The sequence below is a fragment of the Nonomuraea sp. NPDC051298 genome, assembly GCF_055586305.1.
On sequence record NZ_JBVJIM010000026.1, the window covers coordinates 45,566 to 62,750 of the forward strand.

The 17,185-nt window shown below is 71.4% G+C and carries 13 protein-coding genes and 1 tRNA gene; 4 read left to right on the plus strand and 10 right to left on the minus strand.

Annotation, left to right across the window (positions count from 1 at the left end):
* Positions 1-377: 377 nt before the first annotated feature.
* On the minus strand, positions 378-1,424 hold the full coding sequence (locus ACZ6S0_RS43625) for a tartrate dehydrogenase (protein WP_465925249.1): 1,047 nt from the start codon (positions 1,422-1,424) through the stop codon (positions 378-380).
* 69 nt (positions 1,425-1,493) lie between these two features.
* Complete coding sequence (locus ACZ6S0_RS43630; protein ID WP_465925251.1) at positions 1,494-2,369, minus strand: LysR family transcriptional regulator; 876 nt, start codon at positions 2,367-2,369, stop codon at positions 1,494-1,496.
* Positions 2,370-2,472: 103 nt separating this feature from the next.
* Here ACZ6S0_RS43630 and ACZ6S0_RS43635 point away from each other — a divergent pair, with 103 nt between their 5' ends.
* Positions 2,473-4,071: an SLC13 family permease gene (locus tag ACZ6S0_RS43635; RefSeq protein ID WP_465925253.1), complete on the plus strand. Its 1,599-nt coding sequence runs from the start codon at positions 2,473-2,475 to the stop codon at positions 4,069-4,071.
* 30 nt (positions 4,072-4,101) lie between these two features.
* Here the strand turns inward: ACZ6S0_RS43635 and ACZ6S0_RS43640 are convergent, their stop codons facing one another.
* Positions 4,102-4,824 carry a Clp protease N-terminal domain-containing protein gene (locus ACZ6S0_RS43640; protein WP_465925255.1) on the minus strand — a complete coding sequence of 241 codons (723 nt, stop codon included), beginning with the start codon at positions 4,822-4,824 and terminating at the stop codon, positions 4,102-4,104.
* A gap of 64 nt (positions 4,825-4,888) precedes the next feature.
* On the opposite strand from ACZ6S0_RS43640, the gene ACZ6S0_RS43645 reads away from it, so the two are divergent.
* Entirely contained in the window at positions 4,889-6,394 is a 1,506-nt protein-coding gene (locus ACZ6S0_RS43645; protein ID WP_465925257.1) for a serine hydrolase domain-containing protein, read from the plus strand.
* Here the strand turns inward: ACZ6S0_RS43645 and ACZ6S0_RS43650 are convergent.
* Complete coding sequence (locus ACZ6S0_RS43650) at positions 6,352-8,175, minus strand: ABC transporter ATP-binding protein (protein ID WP_465925259.1); 1,824 nt, start codon at positions 8,173-8,175, stop codon at positions 6,352-6,354. The two genes, ACZ6S0_RS43645 and ACZ6S0_RS43650, sit on opposite strands and share 43 nt — an antisense overlap.
* Positions 8,175-10,022: an ABC transporter ATP-binding protein gene (locus tag ACZ6S0_RS43655; RefSeq protein ID WP_465925261.1), complete on the minus strand. Its 1,848-nt coding sequence runs from the start codon at positions 10,020-10,022 to the stop codon at positions 8,175-8,177. The genes ACZ6S0_RS43650 and ACZ6S0_RS43655 overlap by 1 nt, the downstream gene beginning before the upstream one ends.
* 169 nt (positions 10,023-10,191) lie before the next feature.
* On the opposite strand from ACZ6S0_RS43655, the gene ACZ6S0_RS43660 reads away from it, so the two are divergent.
* Both ACZ6S0_RS43660 and ACZ6S0_RS43665 read left to right on the plus strand, forming a co-directional pair.
* Positions 10,192-10,806, plus strand: a complete 615-nt coding sequence (locus ACZ6S0_RS43660) for a mycothiol-dependent nitroreductase Rv2466c family protein (protein ID WP_465925263.1) — start codon at positions 10,192-10,194, stop codon at positions 10,804-10,806.
* An 80-nt stretch (positions 10,807-10,886) separates the two neighbouring features.
* Positions 10,887-11,951, plus strand: coding sequence for a hypothetical protein (locus ACZ6S0_RS43665; RefSeq protein WP_465925265.1), 1,065 nt, complete (start codon positions 10,887-10,889; stop codon positions 11,949-11,951).
* 842 nt (positions 11,952-12,793) lie between these two features.
* On the opposite strand, the gene ACZ6S0_RS43670 is transcribed toward ACZ6S0_RS43665, so the two are convergent.
* From ACZ6S0_RS43670 to ACZ6S0_RS43690, 5 genes are all read right to left on the minus strand, one after another.
* Positions 12,794-12,878, minus strand: a tRNA-Ser gene (locus ACZ6S0_RS43670).
* Positions 12,829-13,287 carry a DUF1348 family protein gene (locus ACZ6S0_RS43675; protein ID WP_465925400.1) on the minus strand — a complete coding sequence of 153 codons (459 nt, stop codon included), beginning with the start codon at positions 13,285-13,287 and terminating at the stop codon, positions 12,829-12,831. Before ACZ6S0_RS43675 ends, ACZ6S0_RS43670 begins: the two co-directional genes overlap by 50 nt.
* Positions 13,288-13,389: 102 nt before the next feature.
* The gene (locus tag ACZ6S0_RS43680; RefSeq protein ID WP_465925267.1) at positions 13,390-15,657 is read right to left on the minus strand and encodes a xanthine dehydrogenase family protein molybdopterin-binding subunit; all 2,268 of its coding nucleotides are present in this window, start codon (positions 15,655-15,657) and stop codon (positions 13,390-13,392) included.
* Complete coding sequence (locus ACZ6S0_RS43685) at positions 15,654-16,643, minus strand: FAD binding domain-containing protein (protein ID WP_465925269.1); 990 nt, start codon at positions 16,641-16,643, stop codon at positions 15,654-15,656. The genes ACZ6S0_RS43680 and ACZ6S0_RS43685 overlap by 4 nt, the downstream gene beginning before the upstream one ends.
* Positions 16,640-17,152 carry a (2Fe-2S)-binding protein gene (locus ACZ6S0_RS43690; RefSeq protein ID WP_465925402.1) on the minus strand — a complete coding sequence of 171 codons (513 nt, stop codon included), beginning with the start codon at positions 17,150-17,152 and terminating at the stop codon, positions 16,640-16,642. Before ACZ6S0_RS43690 ends, ACZ6S0_RS43685 begins: the two co-directional genes overlap by 4 nt.
* Between the last annotated feature and the right edge of the window lie 33 nt (positions 17,153-17,185).

Below are 17,185 nucleotides of genomic sequence, written 5' to 3' on the forward strand. Positions count from 1 at the left end.
GGCGGGACCGGGCCTGCCGGGTGGGTAGGCAGGCAAGGCGGGGCGGGGCGAGCCCGGACAGGCAACACTAGGTGGGTGGCCAAGGCCGGACGGACAAGGCCGGACGGACAAGGCCGGACGGACAAGGCCGGGTGTCGCGGGAGGCGTACTGATCGGGCGCGGGGACCACCGGCCGGGCGCGGGGACCACCGGCACGGGCGGGGGAACCACCGGCACGGGCGGGGGCCAAGCGGCCGGGCGGGAGGATGGGTCGACCGGGTGGGGGGCGGGACGCAGGGCGGGGGTGGCGCGTCGGGTGGGCGGGGGCGTGGGGCTGGCGTTTTTGGTCTCCTGGGTGGCGTCGAGGTGGCGCGTGGCGGGGCAAGGAGCGCGGGGCGTCAGCTCAGGTGGGCGAGGACCGCTTGGGTGAACTCTCGCGTCCCGGCCGTGCCTCCCAGATCGCGGGTCCGTACGTTCCCCTTTGCGAGGACGTGGGCGATGGCCGCCACCATCTCCGCCGCCGCCGCCTCGTGCCCCAGATGTTCCACCATCATGGCCGCCGACCAGATGGCGCCGATCGGGTTGGCCACGCCCTGGCCCGCGATGTCCGGGGCAGACCCGTGTACGGGTTCGAACATCGACGGGAAGTCGCGTTCCGGGTTGAGGTTGGCCGAGGGGGCGATGCCGATGCTGCCCGCGACCGCCGCCGCCAGGTCGCTGAGGATGTCGCCGAACAGGTTGGAGCCCACGATCACGTCGAACCGTCCTGGCTCCAGCACCAGTTTGGCGCAGAGCGCGTCGATGTGCTCCTGGTCCCAGCGCACGCCGGGATGTACGGCGGCACGTTCCTTGACCAGTTCGTCCCAGAAGGGCAGCGTGTGCACGATCCCGTTGGACTTGGTGGCCGAGGTCAGGTGACCGTGGCGGCGACCGGCCAGGTCGAAGGCGTAGTCGAGCACCCGGGTGACGCCCGCCCGGGTGAACACCGCCTCCTGCACCACCATCTCCTCCGGGAAACCGCGGTTCATCCGGCCGCCGATCTCGCTGTACTCCCCCTCGGTGTTCTCCCTGACGACGACGAGGTCGATCTCGGCGCGTACGGGGCTCTCGACGCCCTCGAAGAGGCGTACCGGGCGGAGGTTCACGTACTGGCGGAAGGCCCGGCGGATCGGGATGAGCAGCCCCCAGAGCGAGACGTGGTCGGCCACGCCGGGCGCGCCGACCGCCCCGAGGAAAATGGCGTCGTGGCCGCGCAGCCGGTCGAGGCCGTCGAACGGCATCATCGCGCCCGTGCTCAGGTAGCGCGCGCACGACCAGTCGTACTCGGTGAGCCGGAGCCCGAAGCCGTGGCGCCGGCCGGCCGCCCGCGTCACTTCCAGGGCCGCCGGGGTGACTTCGAGGCCGATGCCGTCTCCGGGGATCACGGCGATGTCATGCGTCTCCATGGTCCCGATTCAAGCGGTGGCCTGCGAAGACGTCCAAGACCGGCAAGTGATGCGACCTATAGGCGGCGCCTATAGGTCGACCGAGAGCTCCAGGAACTCGGCCGCCGCCGGGCTGAGCCAGCCCTTCCTGCTGACCAGGGCCAGGTGCAGCGACGCGGGCGGATCCAGGTCGAACACCAGCGCGCCGGCCCGTTCGGCCAGCGTCCGCCACGCCTCGGCCAGCACGCCGATCCCCACGCCCTTCAGCACCAGCGGCAGGAACGCCTCCCGGTGCTCCGACTCGACCGCGATCGACAGTTCCACGCCCGAGGCCCGGATCTCCTCGACGAGGCGGCGCAGCCCCGTGCCGTGCTCGCCGACGATCAGCCGCTGACCGGCCAGGCGCTCGCGGGGCAGCGACGGGGCCGGTTCGAAGGGGCCGCCGGGCGGGGCCACGAGCACGAACCGCTGCTCCTCGACGGGGTGCAGCTCCACGTCGGCGACCGTGGGCAGTTCCCAGGCCGACAGCAGGCCCAGCTCCGTGACGCCCGTACGGACGTGCTCGATCACCGAATGCGGCACCGGCGCGTCCTTGACCACCACCCGCACGTCCGGGTGGCGGTCGCGGAAGCGGTCGATCATGCTGCTCAGCGGCTCCACCGCGGGCGAGGGCATCGACGCGATGGCGACGCTGCCGCACACCATGCCGTGCACGGCAGCCACGCTCGCGCGGGCCGCTTCGAGGCTGCGTACGACCTGCCGGGCCGGCTCGATCAGCGCCCGACCGGCGTCGGTGAGCACCACGCGCCGGCCGATGCGGTGGAAGAGCTGGCCGCCGAGGTCCTTCTCCAGGGTCCTGATCGCCTGCGACAGGGAGGGCTGCGCCATGAACAGTGCTCTGGCGCCCTTGTTGAAGCCACCGTGATCGACGACGGCCAGGAAGTACTCGAGCTGCCGGACATCCACACAACGCTCCTATAGGAGACACCTATGACTCAAGTAGCTAACTCGTCTTGGACCTGCGCGCCACCCAGATCTTGAATGACGGCGAAAACGTTAGGAGCAGGCGATGAACTCCGGCGGCCCGAGAACCGACGTCGACCAGGCCCTGCTGGGCCACGCGACCTACCGCAGCCTCGGCGAGCAGAAGCTGTCCGCCGCCGAGGAGAGATTCGAGAAGGCCCGGCGCACCACGGGCATGTGGCTGGCGCCGCTCGTCACGGTGGCCTTCCTGCTGCTGCCCCTCGACATGGAGGGCACGCAGCAGACCTTGGCGGCCGTGCTGCTCGGCGTCATCGTGCTGTGGGTGACCGAGCCGGTGCCCATCCCGGTCGGAGGTCTCATCGGCGTCGGCGCGATCGTGCTGCTCGGCGTGGTCTCCGCGACGGACGCGCTGTCTCCCTTCGGCTCGCCCACGATCTTCACCTTCGTCGGGGCGTTCATCCTGGCGCAGGCCATGCTCAAGTACGGGCTGGCGCGCCGCTTCGCCTTCCGGATCCTGTCGTTACCCGGGGTGGGGCGCTCGACGTTCCGGCTGATCGTGGCGTTCGGCGCCATCACGTGCCTGTTGTCGGCGTTCGTCTCCAACACGGCCACCGTGGCGATGCTGCTGCCCACGGCGCTCGGCATGCTCGCCGTGATCGCCAAGCTCCTGCAGGACCGCGGGCTGGTCCCGGCCGACTTCAACCCGCTGCGGCTGCGGGTGGGCGCGGCGCTCGTCCTGATGCTCGCGTACGGGGCCAGCGTCGGCGGCCTGCTCACCCCCGTCGGCACCCCGCCGAACCTGATCGGCCGCGGGCTCATCGAGGAGGCCACCGGTCAGCGCATCTCGTTCGCCGAGTGGGTGATCACGGCGCTGCCGATCTGCGCGCTCATGTTCGTCGCGCTGGCGGTCGTGCTGCTCCTGGTGAACCGGCCGGAGATCCGCGAGATCGAGGGCGTCGAGGAGTACGTGCGGCGCGAGCGGGCCGCCCTGGGCTCGTTGTCGCGCGCCGAGAAGAACACCCTCGTCGCCTTCGGCACCACGGTGTTCCTGTGGATCTTCCCGGGCGTGATCGCGTTGTTCGCCGGCACCGAGTCGGCCCTCTACACCGCCGTCAGCGGCCGGCTCAACGAGGGCATCGTGGCCGTGCTCGGCGCCGCGCTGCTGTTCGTGCTGCCGACGGACTGGGGCAAGCGCGAGTTCACCCTCAACTGGAGCGACGCGGCCCGCATCGACTGGGGCACGATCGTGCTGTTCGGCACCGGCATCATCTTCGGCTCCCTGCTGGAGGAGACGGGGCTGGCCGAGACCATCGGCTCGTCGGCCGCCTCCGCGCTGGGGCTGAGCAGCGTCTTCGCCATCACCGCCTTCGCCGTGGTGCTGGCCGTGGTGGTCTCGGAGACCACCAGCAACACGGCCTCGGCCGCCGTGGTGGTGCCGATCATCATTCCGATCGCGGTGGCGGCGGGGATCAATCCGTTCGTGCCGGCGCTGGCGGCGACGTTCGCGGCGTCGTTCGGGTTCATGTTGCCGGTGTCGACGCCGCAGAACGCGATCGCGTACGGGTCAGGGGTGGTGCCGATCACGACGATGATCCGGTCGGGGGTGAGCTTCGACGTCATCGGCGCGATTCTGATCATCCTGCTCCTGCCGCTGCTCATCGGGATGACCGGCATCGGCGGCTGACCCGCGGGACGGCCGGGTTCCCCTGATCTGTCATGCCTCCCTGGCTCGCAGGAACGCCTCCAGGGCGGCGCGTACGGCGGCCCGCGTCGGTTCGAGCGCCAGCCCGTGCCGCCGCGGCAGCGGGTTCGCCCGGTCGTGCAGCAGCCCCAGCAGCAGGTGCTCGGTGCCGATGTAGTTGTGCCTCAGCTCGGCCGTCTCCACCAGCGTCGCCTGGAGGGCGCGGCGGGCCTCGGCGCCGATCGGCAGCGTCGCCGGGGAGCCGGGGCCGGCGGAGAGGTGCCGTTCCAGGTCCGCTCGGAGGGCGGCGGGATCGATGCCCTGGGCGGCGATCGCGCGGACGGCGAGGGTCTCGTGGTCGTCGAGGATGCCGAGCAGCAGGTGGTCCACGCCGACGGTGGCGCTCCGCGTACGGCGGGCGTGGGCCTCGGCCCGTTCCAGGGTCTGTTTGGCGCGGCCGGTGTAGCGGTCGAACGCCCCCGACTGGGCGAGGTCGGCGACGGTGAGGCTGGACCAGCGGCGGCCGTAACGCTGCTGGGCCGCCTGGCGGCTGATGCCGAGGTGGTCGCCGATGTCGGACCACGAGCAGCCCTCGGCCCTGGCCAGTTCGACGAGGTAGCCGAGCAGCCTGTCGCCGATGCCCTGCAGGTCGCTCAGCACGCCTTCGGCGACGGACAGGCGGGTGAGGGCGTCGGCGTCGGGGCTGCGTTCTTCGACGACCGACAGCAGGGCGGCGAGATCGGGTAGCTCAGGCACCGTACCATTATGGCTGTCAACGAATGGCTTGACAGTTTCCAGACGTCAATGCCAGCGTTGACGCATGGATGTGAAGACGTTGGCGGAGGCGCTCGACGCGCTGGCGCCGGAGATCATGGAGCACTGCGGGACACCGGGGCTGTCGATCGCGGTGGGCGTGGGCACGGAGGTGGCGCTGGCCCGCGCGTACGGACTCGCGGACCTGGCCACCGGGCGGCCCATGACGGCCGACACGGTCGGGCCCACCGGCTCCGACTGCAAGCCGTACACCGGGGTCGCGGCCATGCAGCTCGTGGAGCGCGGCCTGATCGGGCTGGACGACCCGATCGACGACCACCTGGACGTACGTGTCGTCAACCCGCACGGTCCACGGCCGATCACGCTGCGCGACCTGCTCACCCACCGCAGCGGCCTGGGCACCAACATGGGGAACTGGGATCGGGTGCCCCCCGCCCCGCTGGGCGAGCACCTGCGGCGGGTGCTCGGCGCCGGGCGGTCGGACGCGTACGACGGCACGGTGCTGCCGTTCTGGGCCGGCCCGGTGGGCGGACAGTACGCCTACAGCAGCGTGGGCATCGCCCTGACCGGCTACCTCGTCGAACGGCTCAATCCCGACGGGCTCACGTTCTCCGAATGGGTGGAACGCCGGGTGCTGGCGCCGCTCGGGATGGGCTCGACCGTGTTCCCGCCCGCGCAACATCCCGACCACGTGCCCGCCGAGCTGCTCGAACGCCGTTCGACCGGCTACGCGACCCTACCCGGACACCACTTCCCGCTGCCGCCGCTGTATCCCGGCGACTACCCGGCCGGGTCCGCGCTCAGCACGCCGTCCGATCACGCCCGGTTCCTGCTCGCGATGGTCAACGGGGGACGGCTGGGGACGGGATCGGTCCTGGAGCCCGGGACCGCCCGGCAGATGATCACGGCGCAGGCGTCCGGCGGCACGCTCACCGGGCCGAGCGCGGAGGCGTCCGTCGGGCTGGTGTTCAACGTCTTCGGCGGCGAACACCCCTACGTCGGCCACGGTGGCGAGTATCTGTGGGGCTGGAGCCACTTCAGCCGGGCCTGGACCGAGGACCGGGTCGTGCTGGTGATCTCCACGAACCAGTACGACCTCGGCGACTTCGGCCTGTCCGACCGTACGAGGCACGCCGCCGCCCGGCTGGTCGCCGGGATCGTCACCGCCTGGGTGCACGGCGCCGACCCCCGTCCGCGGCGCGATCCGGCGGCCGGGCGGAGCTATCTGGCCGGGCTGCTCGTCGGCGACCGGCTGACCACCAGGCTCGGCATCGCCGCGCGACCCGACCCCGCCGAGGTCGCGCGCGTCGCGGAGGCGGCCGTGGTCGCGGGCCCCTGGGATCCGCGGGCGTTCGAGGAGGCCGTGGGGCAGGTGCGGCTGACCGCCCACCCGCTGGCCGACAACGCGCGTACGGTGGCGCGCGAGCTGCCCGTCCACGAGATCGAGCTGCTCAAACGGCAGCTCGGCGTGCCATGCCTGGGCGCTCAGGCCGGGCACCGCGCGACCGGTCACGGTGAGCTGACCGGGACGAAGCCGGAGCCCGCGCGGTAGTTGGGCGACTGGTGCCGGAAGTAGGTGTTGTAGACCTGGCAGTAGCGGCCGCCGCGCCGGAGCAGCGTGGCGTGGTCGCCCTCTTCCACGATCTGTCCGTGGTCGAGCACGATGATGCGGTCGACGTGCTCGATCGTGGACAGGCGGTGGGCGATGACGATCGAGGTGCGCCCGGCCAGCACCACGTCGAGGCCCTCCTGGATCTGGGCCTCGGTGAGCGGGTCGACGCTGGCCGTGGCCTCGTCGAGGACCACGATCGCCGGGTCCTGGATGAGCAGGCGGGCCAGCGCGACGAGCTGGCGCTGGCCCATCGACAGCGCGCGGCCGTCTTCGCCGACGTCGGTCCGCAGCCCGTCGGGCAGGGCCTCGATCCAGTCGCCGCCGCCCACCGCCGAGGCGGCGGCCAGCACCTCTTCGTCACCGGCCTCGGGGCGCGGATAGCGAATGTTGTCGGCCACCGTGCCGCTGAACAGGAACGGCGACTGCGGCACGGCCCCGATCTGCCTCCGGTAGGAGGGCAGGTCGAGCGTGCGGATGTCGCGGCCGTCGATCAGCAGGCGGCCGTCCTGGAACTCGTAGAAGCGGGTGATCAGCTTGCTCAGCGTGGACTTGCCCGCCCCGGTGTGCCCGACGAGCGCGACGGTCTCGCCCGCCTCGATGCGCAGGTCGAAGTCGCGCAGCACCGGGTGGGCCGGATCGTAGCCGAACGTCACGCCCTCGAACTCGATGCGGCCGGCCGGCCTGCCGGCGGGCAGGGAGTCGGTCTGCACGACCCGGGGAGGCGCGTCGATCAGGGCGAAGACCCGCTCGGAGGCCGACAGGCCCTGCTGGAACTGCGACCAGAACGCGGCGATGGACGTCAGCGGGAACCAGAAGAGCGAGACCCCTTGCAGGAACAGGTACCAGTCGCCGGCCGACAGCCCGCCACGCAGCACCGCCGAGCCGCCGAACTGGACGAGCGCGACCGTCGCCAACCCGGCCACGAGGAAGAGCACCGGGAAGATGCTCGAGAACACGAACCCCTGCCGCAGCGTCACCTGGTAGCTCTGCCGGTTGATCGGCCGGAACTCGTCGTAGACCTGCTGCTCCTGCCGGAAGTTCTTGGCCACGGCGATGCCGGCCATCGTCTCCTGCAGGTTGGCGTTGACCCGGCCCAGCGAGCGCTGCGCCCGCCGGGTGCTGGCCCGCGCCATGCGCCGGAACAGCAGCGCCAGGCCGGTCACGATCGGTACGACCAGCAGCGTCAGCAGCGCCAGCTCCACACTCCGCAGGAACAGCAGCACCGTGACGAAGCCGACCATCAGCACCTGGCTGATCAGGTCCATCGTCAGGGTGGAGACCGTGGCGAAGTCGTCGGTGTCGGAGGTGACCCGGCTGACGATCCTGCCGGACGGCGTCTCGTCGTAGAACGACAGGTCGCGCTCGAGCACGGCGTCGAACGCGTCTTCGCGCAGCTTGAGCACGACGTCGCCGGTGACCCTGGAGCTGAACCACTGCCGGACGAAGTTGAAGCCCCAGCCCAGCACGCCCGCGACCAGGAGCCCCACCACGAACATCCAGCCCACCTGGGCGATAGTGCCGTCGGCGATGGCGTCGACCACGTGGCTCGCCAGCAGCGGCACCGCCGCCTGGCTCGTGGACGACAGCACGATCATGCCCGCGACCAGGAGCATCGAGCCCGCCTTGGGCCGGAAGTAGGACAGGATCCGGCGCAGCAGGTCACGGTCGCGGTAGGTGCGGTCGTAGTCTTCGGCCTCGAGGCCGTCCATGAGGAAACCCATCAGCGCGCGCCTCCCTGCTCGCTCGCCAGGACCGGGGCGTCGTCGCCCGGTGTCACGGCCGGTGTCACGCCCGCCTCGTCGTAGTGGGCGAAGATCCGCCGGTAGAGGCGGCTGCGCCCGATCAGCTCGTCGTGCGTGCCGATGTCGACCAGCTCGCCACGGCGCAGCAGCAGCACCTTGTCGGCCCAGCGGATCTGCGAGAGCCGGTGGGTGATCAGCAGGGTGGTGCGCCCTTCGAGGATGCGGCCGATGGCCTGCTGGATCAGGTCTTCGGTGGCGGAGTCGATGGCGCTGGTGGAGTCGTCGAGCACCAGGATCGCCGGGTCGGTGAGCAGCGCCCGCGCGATGGCCAGCCGCTGGCGCTGCCCGCCGGAGAGCGTGACGCCGCGCTCGCCGATGACCGTGTCGTAGCCGTCGGGCAGCTCGGACACGAACTCGTCGGCCTGCGCGTCTCGCGCTGCCCTGACCACGGCCTCGCGGTCGGCGCGCTGGCCGCGGCTGAAGGCGATGTTCTCGGCCACCGAGCGCGAGAACAGCACGATGTCCTGCTCGATGGTGGAGATCTGGGAGCGCAGCGAGTCGAGGTCCCAGTCGCGTACGTCGACGCCGTCGACCAGGATGCGGCCCGAGGTCACGTCGTGGATGCGCGGCACCAGTTTGGTCAGCGTGCTCTTGCCCGACCCGGTCTCGCCCACGATCGCGACCGTCTCGCCCGGCTTGACGGTGAACGTCAGCCCGCGCAGCGCCGGTTCGCCGCCGTCGTAGCCGAACGTCACGCCGTCGAAGACGATCTCGCCGGTGATGCGGGCGGCGTGGCCGTCGGCGCGCTGCCTCAGCTCGGCCTCGGAGGTGACGATGCTCAGGATCCGGCGGGCGGAGGCGATGCCGATCTGCACCAGCGAGAAGGTGAAGATGGAGATCTGGGTCGGGAAGCCCAGCATGGCCATCAGGCCCATGAACGCCACCAGGTCGCCGACCGTGATCGCGCCGATGCCCTGGAGGTGGAGGGCGTGCCACAGCGCCCCGGCGAGCGCGCCGGCGAACAGCAGCGTCGGCAGATAGCGGGCCTGCTCCAGGCCGTTGCGCACGAAGGAGTCGCGGTAGAGGCGGGCGTAGGTGCGGAAACGGCCCCTCTCCTGCTGCTCCTGCGCCATCACCTTGATCACCTCGATGCCGCGCACGGCCTGGCTGAGCCCCGCGTTGAGGTCGCCGAACTGCTCGCGCATCCGCGTGGCCACCGGGTTGAGCCGGCGCATGTAGTGCCGGAGCGCGACCGCGAAGACGACCGCGAAGACGCCGGGCACCAGCAGCAGGCGCGGGTCGATGGCGGCGATGAAGAACAGCGGCACGAGCCCGGTCAGGCCGGAGTCGACGATCAGGTCGAGACCCGGCGTGACCATGATGTTGAGCTGCCGGATGTCGTTGGCGGCGCGGGCCATCAGGTCGCCGACGCGCTGCCGGTTGTGGAAGGTCTGGCTCTTGCCGAGCAGGCTCACGTAGAGCTCTTCGCGGGCGTCGCGCTCCAGCCGCTTGGCCAGGACCTCGCTCGACATGCGGGCGACCAGGTCGAACAGGCCGCGGGCGGTCACGATGGCCAGCAGGACCAGCGCGATCGGCGCCAGCACGGCGCCCGGCTCGCCGCGCGCGCCGAGGACGGCGTCGAAGGCGGCCCCGGTGAGCTGCGGGACGGCGGCGTTGAGCGCCGTCATGACGAGCGAGCCGCCCAGGAAGCCCAGCAGGTGGACGGGGTGACGGCGCAGGTGGGACCAGAGCCAGCGCACCGGGCCGCGCCGGTCGGCGCGGACGCCGGAGACGGAGAACTCCGAGCTGCTGGTGGTCACGGACATGGGTCTCCCCGGCCGGAGGTGGGTGGGACGTCGAGATTGGTTTCTACCACCGGGGTACGACAGTTTTCCAACAGAATTTCGACCGCCCCCGGCGTCGGAGCCCGGGGGGCCGGCCGAGCGTTCGGGGTCACCGACCGGACCGGCGGGACCGCCTGGCACCCTGGGCAGGGTGACGAGCGATTCGGCGGTGGCCGACTTCTGGTTCGACCCGTCCTGCCCCTACACGTGGCTGACCTTCCAGTGGCTGCTGGAGGTGCGCGAGGTCCGCCCGGTCGAGCTGCGCTGGCACGTGATGAGCCTGTCGGTGCTCAACGAGGGCCGCGACGACGACCCGGAAGGGGATCCGGAGGGCTATCTGTGGGTCCCCGTACGCGTCTGCGCCGCCGTACGGCGTGAGCACGGTCAGGAGGCTCTGGCCAGGTTCTACACCGCCCTGTGGACGACCGGCACGGGCGACTGGATGGGCGACCTGCGCGGGGCGCTGGCCACGGCCGGGCTGCCGGTGGAACTGGCCGAGGCCGGGCTGCGCACCGACCACGACGACGAGGTACGCGCCTCACACGCCGAGGCCATGGCCCTGATCGGCGGCGACCACGTGGGCACCCCGATCGTGGCCGTCACCCGCGACGGCGGCGAGCGCGTGGCGTTCTTCGGCCCGGTCGTCTCCCGTGTGCCCACGGGCGAGCGGGCCGGGCGCCTCTGGGACGGGACGCTGCTGGTGGCGGGCACCCCGGGCTTCCACGAGCTGAAGGGCAGGCCACACGAGGAGCCCCGGCTCACCTGAGCACCCGCTAATCATGTTCCGGCATGCCGGGTTGATGAGCCTCGCGGGCCTTCTCACGACACAAGCGGGAGCATAGTCAGATGGATAACGACGACTCGGTCGTGGCGGCGGATGACGTGTGGGAGTTGCTCGACGAGGCCATCTGCGTCATGTGGGTTCGCGGGGGCGAAACCGAGGACGTCGTTCGGGCCTTCAACGGCGAGTCCGCCGACGCAGCCCAAGGCCAGGTCACCAGTGTTGGCAACCATCTGGCGCTCCGATCGGCCGAGGAGCCAGAACCGGTGGTCCTGCTGCGCAGGCAAGGCGAATGGATCATCGTGCTGGAGACGGACAGCACCATCGACGCGCGCGATGACGTCATGCTCGAGGCCTGCGGCTCCGGGGAGGGGCTCAACCTGACCTGGTGCGTCAACGCGAGCTTCTCCTACGCCACCGGTTCGGCGATCGCCGTGGCCTTCGACCCCGCCAGCATGGGTGACGACCACGAGGGTCTCGACGACGCCCGCCGATGGAGCAGGTCCCTGGGGATCGATGACGGAGACTGGCGCACTTCGTGGAAGGCCACCGCCTTCGCACTCGTCGAGGCGGTCACCGGCATCGAGACCGACGACACGTGGATGGATCCGGTGTGGACGCCCATCCGGATACGGCCGTCCCGGCCTGCGCGTCAGGGCGCCGTCCGGCTGCCGTACGCGGACATGCGGGAACTTCTGACCCGGGCACCGCAGATCCGCGACATCGTCGATCACCCCGGGCCAGAGCAGGTGCCCAGGATGCTGCGGATGTTCGTCACCATCGGCCTGTCCACCGCCGACGTGCGCACTCCCCTCACCGAGGCAGCGTTGGCCGCCATTGATGCCAGACCGCCGGAAGCGGAGATCGAGCTCCTTGTTCAGCGGCTGCGGACCCTGTCCGATGAGTACGACCGCCAGATCGGCTCAGCTGGTACGCAGGCACAGGTGGATGACCTGTACCGCAAGCGCAACGCGCTGTCGGCCGCCATGATTGCGCTGGGTCCCGACCCCCTGGATGCCTTCCCTCAGGTGGCCAGCCTCACCTGGGGCCTCGGGCCACGCCGGGACAACGACGATTATCTGAGTCTCGAAGTATTGAACATCTGCTACAGGCACATCGTCTCTGCCTGAACCTGCGCCTGCGTGCGGGTCAGGGACTCGGCACTGAGCTTTGCCGTGCGCCCAGCAGAGCAGGAGGTGAAGCCGTGGCATAGCGGTGGATCTTGTTGTTCGTAAGCTCGTCGTCGTTTGCCGGTGGAAGTCCGGTCCGGGTAGCTGCCAGGAGGCCCGGTAGCAGGCTGGCGGCTTCGTCTGGAACGGGCGGGGCCGAAGCGCAGCGTAAAAAAGCCCTGCAAGGGGGAGCGATGGTGCGGTCCGTAGCATGAAGCGAAGCCTGCGGCGTCGTTACTCAGCCCGCCCTTGTGGTGGGACAAGGGAGTGCCGAGCCTCTCGAAATCGGGGCGAAGGCCATGGATACGGTGAAGATCCTGGATGTGCAGCCGTCAGGGACTCCCCGGCGAATGGGGCGCGGAACGCATCGATAGTGACGGCGGGAACTGGGGAAGCCCTCCCCGGCCTGGCAACCTGCGCGGCGGGCGAGGTAGGGCGCGGCGTTTGCACGATGGCACTCTCCGCCTGAGGCATCACCTCGAACCCCTGGTCGCGATCCTCCAGGGGAGGGGCAAGGCTTGTGGGACGGGGTGAGCGCGCTGGGGCGTATGCACGCATTTGGTACGCACAACGGTCGTGTCTGTTACGGCTGGCCGGGCGGGCCGTGGCCGGATGCCGACGGGCTATAGTCCAAATCGGGGGTTGACCTGGGGAAACATCGTCAAGATCATCCCGCGTATATCCCCTGATCATGGTCTCGCGGCTGCATACGGGCACCGCCAATTGCCTAGCATGGTCCACAAAACAAAGACCTGCGGCTGTGAAACCGCAGGTCAGGCGCCTGAATTGCCGATCTAGATGAGTGCCCCCGGCAGGATTCGAACCTGCGGCACCCGCTTTACTTGAGCGGCAGTACGTCCACGCCGCGCTCGTCGTCGCCGCGCGGGCCGAACACGCGCCGCTGCGACTCCTCGATGCGCACGTCGTTGATGCTGGCCTCCCTGCGCCTCATCAGCCCCGACGCGTCGAACTCCCACTGCTCGTTGCCGTAGCTGCGCCACCACTGGCCGGAGGCGTCGCGGGACTCGTACTGGAAGCGGACCGCGATCCGGTCGCCGAGCACCGCCCACAGCTCCTTGCGCAGGGCGTAGTCCAGCTCTCTGTCCCACTTGCGGCGCAGGAACGCCCGGATCTCGTCGCGCCCGGTCAGGAACTCGTCGCGGTTGCGCCAGACCGAGTCCTCCGTGTAGGCGAGGGCGACCCGGTCGGGGTCGCACGTGTTCCAGGCGTCCTCGGCGGCCTGCACCTTGACGCGGGCGGTCTCCTCGGTGAACGGCGGGACGGGCGGACGGGACATGTCGGGTCGTTCCTCCTGGCGAGCGGCGGTCGGCCGGTGATCGGTTGATCGTTCTCCCGCCCAGCCTAGAGAACGACCCCGCCAACGGGACGGAGCACGCCCTCACAACAGCTTGTCGAGGGTGATCGGGAGGTCGAGGACGCGCTTGCCGGTGGCGTGCCGCACGGCGTTGGCCACGGCCGCCGCCGCTCCGGTGATGCTCACCTCGCCGATCCCGAGCAGCCCCAGGGGCATGGTCGGGTCGGGCTCGTCCAGGTAGTGGACGTCGATGCGGGGGACGTCGGCGTGCACGGGCACGTGGTACTCCGCCAGGCTCGGGTTCACGATCCGGCCGGTGCGGTGGTCGATCAGGGTCTGCTCCGACAGCGCCGCGCCGATGCCCATCACGATGCCGCCGCGGAGCTGGCTCGCCGCCGTCGTCGCGTTGATCACGGTGCCGACGTCGAAGACGCCCACCCAGCGCGACACCCGTACCTCGAAGGTGTCGGGGTCCACCCGCACCTCGCAGAACTGCGCCCCGGACGCCGCCCGCATCAGCCTCCTGCGGTCGCGGAGAGTACGGGCCACGAACGCCGGCATGCTCGCCTTGACCACCGCCTCCACGTGGTCGCGCCCGGCCCCGGCCAGGATCTCCGCGTACGTCTGGCCGCCGCCCGCGTGGAACAGCCCGCCGTCGCGGGCCGTCAGCTCCTCCAGCCGTCGCCCGCGCAGCGGCGAGCCGGGCAGACGGCGGGCCAGGGCGTGCACCGAGCGCCTCAGCTTGGCGGCGGCGGCCAGCACCCCGGCGGCGACGGCGGCGGTCTGCGCCGAGCCGCCCGCTCCAGGGCTGGGCGGCAGGTCGGAGTCGCCGTACTCCATCCGGACGGACTCCAGCGGCACGCCCATCTCGTCGGCGGCGATCTGCGCCTGCGCGGTCGCCGCCCCCATGCCCATCTCCTGCAGGCCGCAGCGCACGACGACGGTGCCGTCCGCGGCCAGCCGCATGGTGACGCTCGCCGCCATGAGCCACGCCGGGTGGTACGCCGTGGCCACCCCCATGCCGACCAGCCACCGCCCGTCCCGCATGGCGCCGGCCCGCGGGTCGCGCTCGCGCCAGCCGAACCTCTCGGCCCCTGCCGCGTACGCCTCCCGCAGCATCCGGTGCGAGAACCGCTGCCCGCCCACCGGGTTGCGCTCGGGCTCGTTGCGCATGCGCAGCTCGATCGGGTCCATGCCCAGTTCCCAGGACAGCTCGTCCATCGCGGACTCCAGGGCGAAGGTGCCGATGGCCTCGCCCGGCGCCCGCATGAAGGTGTTGGGCACCAGGTCGAGCCGGACGGTGCTGTCGCTGAGGTGGATGTTCGGGGAAGCGTAGAGGTGGCGGGAGGCCGAGGTGACGGGCTCGGGCCCGCCGCCCGCGCGGGCCGTCCTGGACACGCTGGTGTGGATCAGCGCGCTCAGCCTGCCCTGCGCGTCCGCGCCGAGCGCGACCCGCTGGGTGCTCGGCGTACGCCCGCCGACCGTGTGGTAGACGCCCTCGCGGGTCAGCGCCAGGCGCACGGGACGGCCCGTCGCGCGGGCGGCCAGCACGGCGAGCAGCGTGCCCGCCCAGACCGAGCCCTTGCCGCCGAACCCGCCGCCCACGTACGGGGACAGCACCCGCACCCCCCGCTCCGGCACCCCGAACCGCAGCGCCAGATGTTTGCGCGTCCACGCGATGCTCTGCGTGGCCTCGTGGACGGTCAGCCGGTCGCCGTCCCACACGGCCGTGGTCGCGTGCGGCTCGATCGCGTTGTGGTTCTGGGGCGGCGTGCTGAAGCGCAGGTCGACCGAAACCTGGGCGGCGGCCAGCGCGGCCCGCGCGTCCCCCTTGTCGGCCCCGCTCTCGCGCATGGCGCTGCTCTTCCGGGGGACGGCGTTCGGCTCCTCGGCCGCGAAGTCCACCACGGCCGGCCACTCCTCGTACGACGGACGCACCAGCGTGGCCGCGTACCGTGCCGCCTCCGGGGTCTCGGCGACCACGACCGCCACCGGCTGGCCGTTCCAGTACACCTCGTCGGTGGCCAGGTAGTTGACCGTCGTACCAGAGACGAGCGAGCTGAGGTTGAGCAGGCTCGGCTTGGGCGCGGGCCTCATGGCCGGGGCGTTCTCGTGGGTGAGCACGTCGATCACCCCGCGAACGGCCCTGGCCCGCTCCGTGTCGACGGCGGTGACCCGGCCCCTGGCGACGGTCGCGTGCACGAGGGCGGCGTGGGCCAGGTCGGGGTAGGGGTGTTCGGCGGCGAAGCGGGCCTCGCCGGTGGTCTTGGCCCTGGCGTCGAGCCGGTCCACGGCGCGGCCGACGTACTTCGTGGCGGCCTGCGGCGCGGCCTCGGCGTACTTGGTGCTCATCGGAGCTCCTCTCCCGTGCTCAGCTCGCGCAGCGTGGCGGCGATCGTGGCCGTGGCGAGTCCGGCCTTGAACTCGTTGCCCGGCCTGAGGCTCGCCTGGGCCAGCTCCGCCTCGGCCGCGCGGCGGAAGGCCGCCTCGTCCGCCGGGCCGCCGAGCAGGACGCGCTCCGCCTCGCGGGCCCGCCAGGGCTTGGGCGCGACGCCGCCGAGCGCCAGGCGGATCTCGGTGATCTCGCCGTCGCGCACCTGGAGCGCCGCCGCGACCGAGACCAGCGCGAACGCGTACGACGCCCGGTCGCGGACCTTCCGGTAGCGCGAGGCGGCGTCGATCGGCGGCAGCTCGACCGCGGTGACCAGCTCTCCGCGGGCCAGGTCGGTCTCGATCTCCGGCGTGCCGCCGGGCAGCCGGTGGAGGTCGGTCAAGGGGACGCGGCGGGTGCCGTCGGGGCCGCGTACCTCGACGACGGCGTCCAGGGCGGCCAGCGCCACGCACATGTCGGACGGGTGCGTGGCGATGCAGCTCTCGCTCACGCCCAGGATCGCGTGGCCGCGGTTGAACCCGTCGAGCGCGTCGCAGCCGCTGCCCGGCTCGCGCTTGTTGCAGGCCGCGGCGCCGTCGTAGAAGTACGGGCAGCGCGTGCGCTGGAGCAGGTTGCCGCCCACGGTGGCCATGTTGCGCAACTGGGCCGAGGCCCCGGAGAGCAGCGCCTGCGACAACACCGGGTAGCGGGTGCGCACGCGCCGGTCGGCGGCCAGGACGCTGTTGCGGACCAGCGCGCCGACGCGCAGGCCGCCGCCGGGCAGCTCGGTCACGGTGTCGAGGGGCAGGCCCGTGACGTCGACGACCGTGTTGGGACGCTCGATGCCCTCACGCATGAGGTCGACCAGGTTGGTGCCGCCGCCGAGGAACTTGGCGCCCGGCTCGGTGGCCGCCACGCGCACGGCGGCCTCGATGTCGGCGGGCTTGACGTACGCGAAGGGCCTCATCGGGCGTCCTGCCCGGCCACGTCCATGATCGCGTCCACGATGCCGTTGTAGGCGCCGCACCGGCACAGGTTGCCGCTCATGCGCTCCCTGACCTCGGCCTCGGTGAGCCCGTGCTCAGGACGGGTGGGCCCTGCGTGGGTGGGCCCTGCGTGGGTGGGCGGGGTCACGGCGCTGGGCATGCCGGACTCGTGCTCGGCCAGCATCCCGATCGCCGAGCAGATCTGGCCCGGGGTGCAGTAGCCGCACTGGAAGCCGTCGTGGCGGACGAACGCCTCCCGCAGGGGGTGGGACACGCCCTCGATCGTGGTGATCTCGCTGCCGTCGTACTGGACGGCCAGGGCCAGGCAGGAGTTGATCCGCAGGCCGTCGGCCAGCACCGTGCACGCGCCGCAGGCGCCCTGGTCACAGCCCTTCTTGGGACCGGTCAGGCCGAGCCGGTCGCGCAGGGTGTCGAGCAGGCTGACCCATGGCTCGACGTCGAGGGACTCGACGTCGCCGTTCACTTTCATCCGTATCTCGGCCACTCGAATCCTCCCGTACGG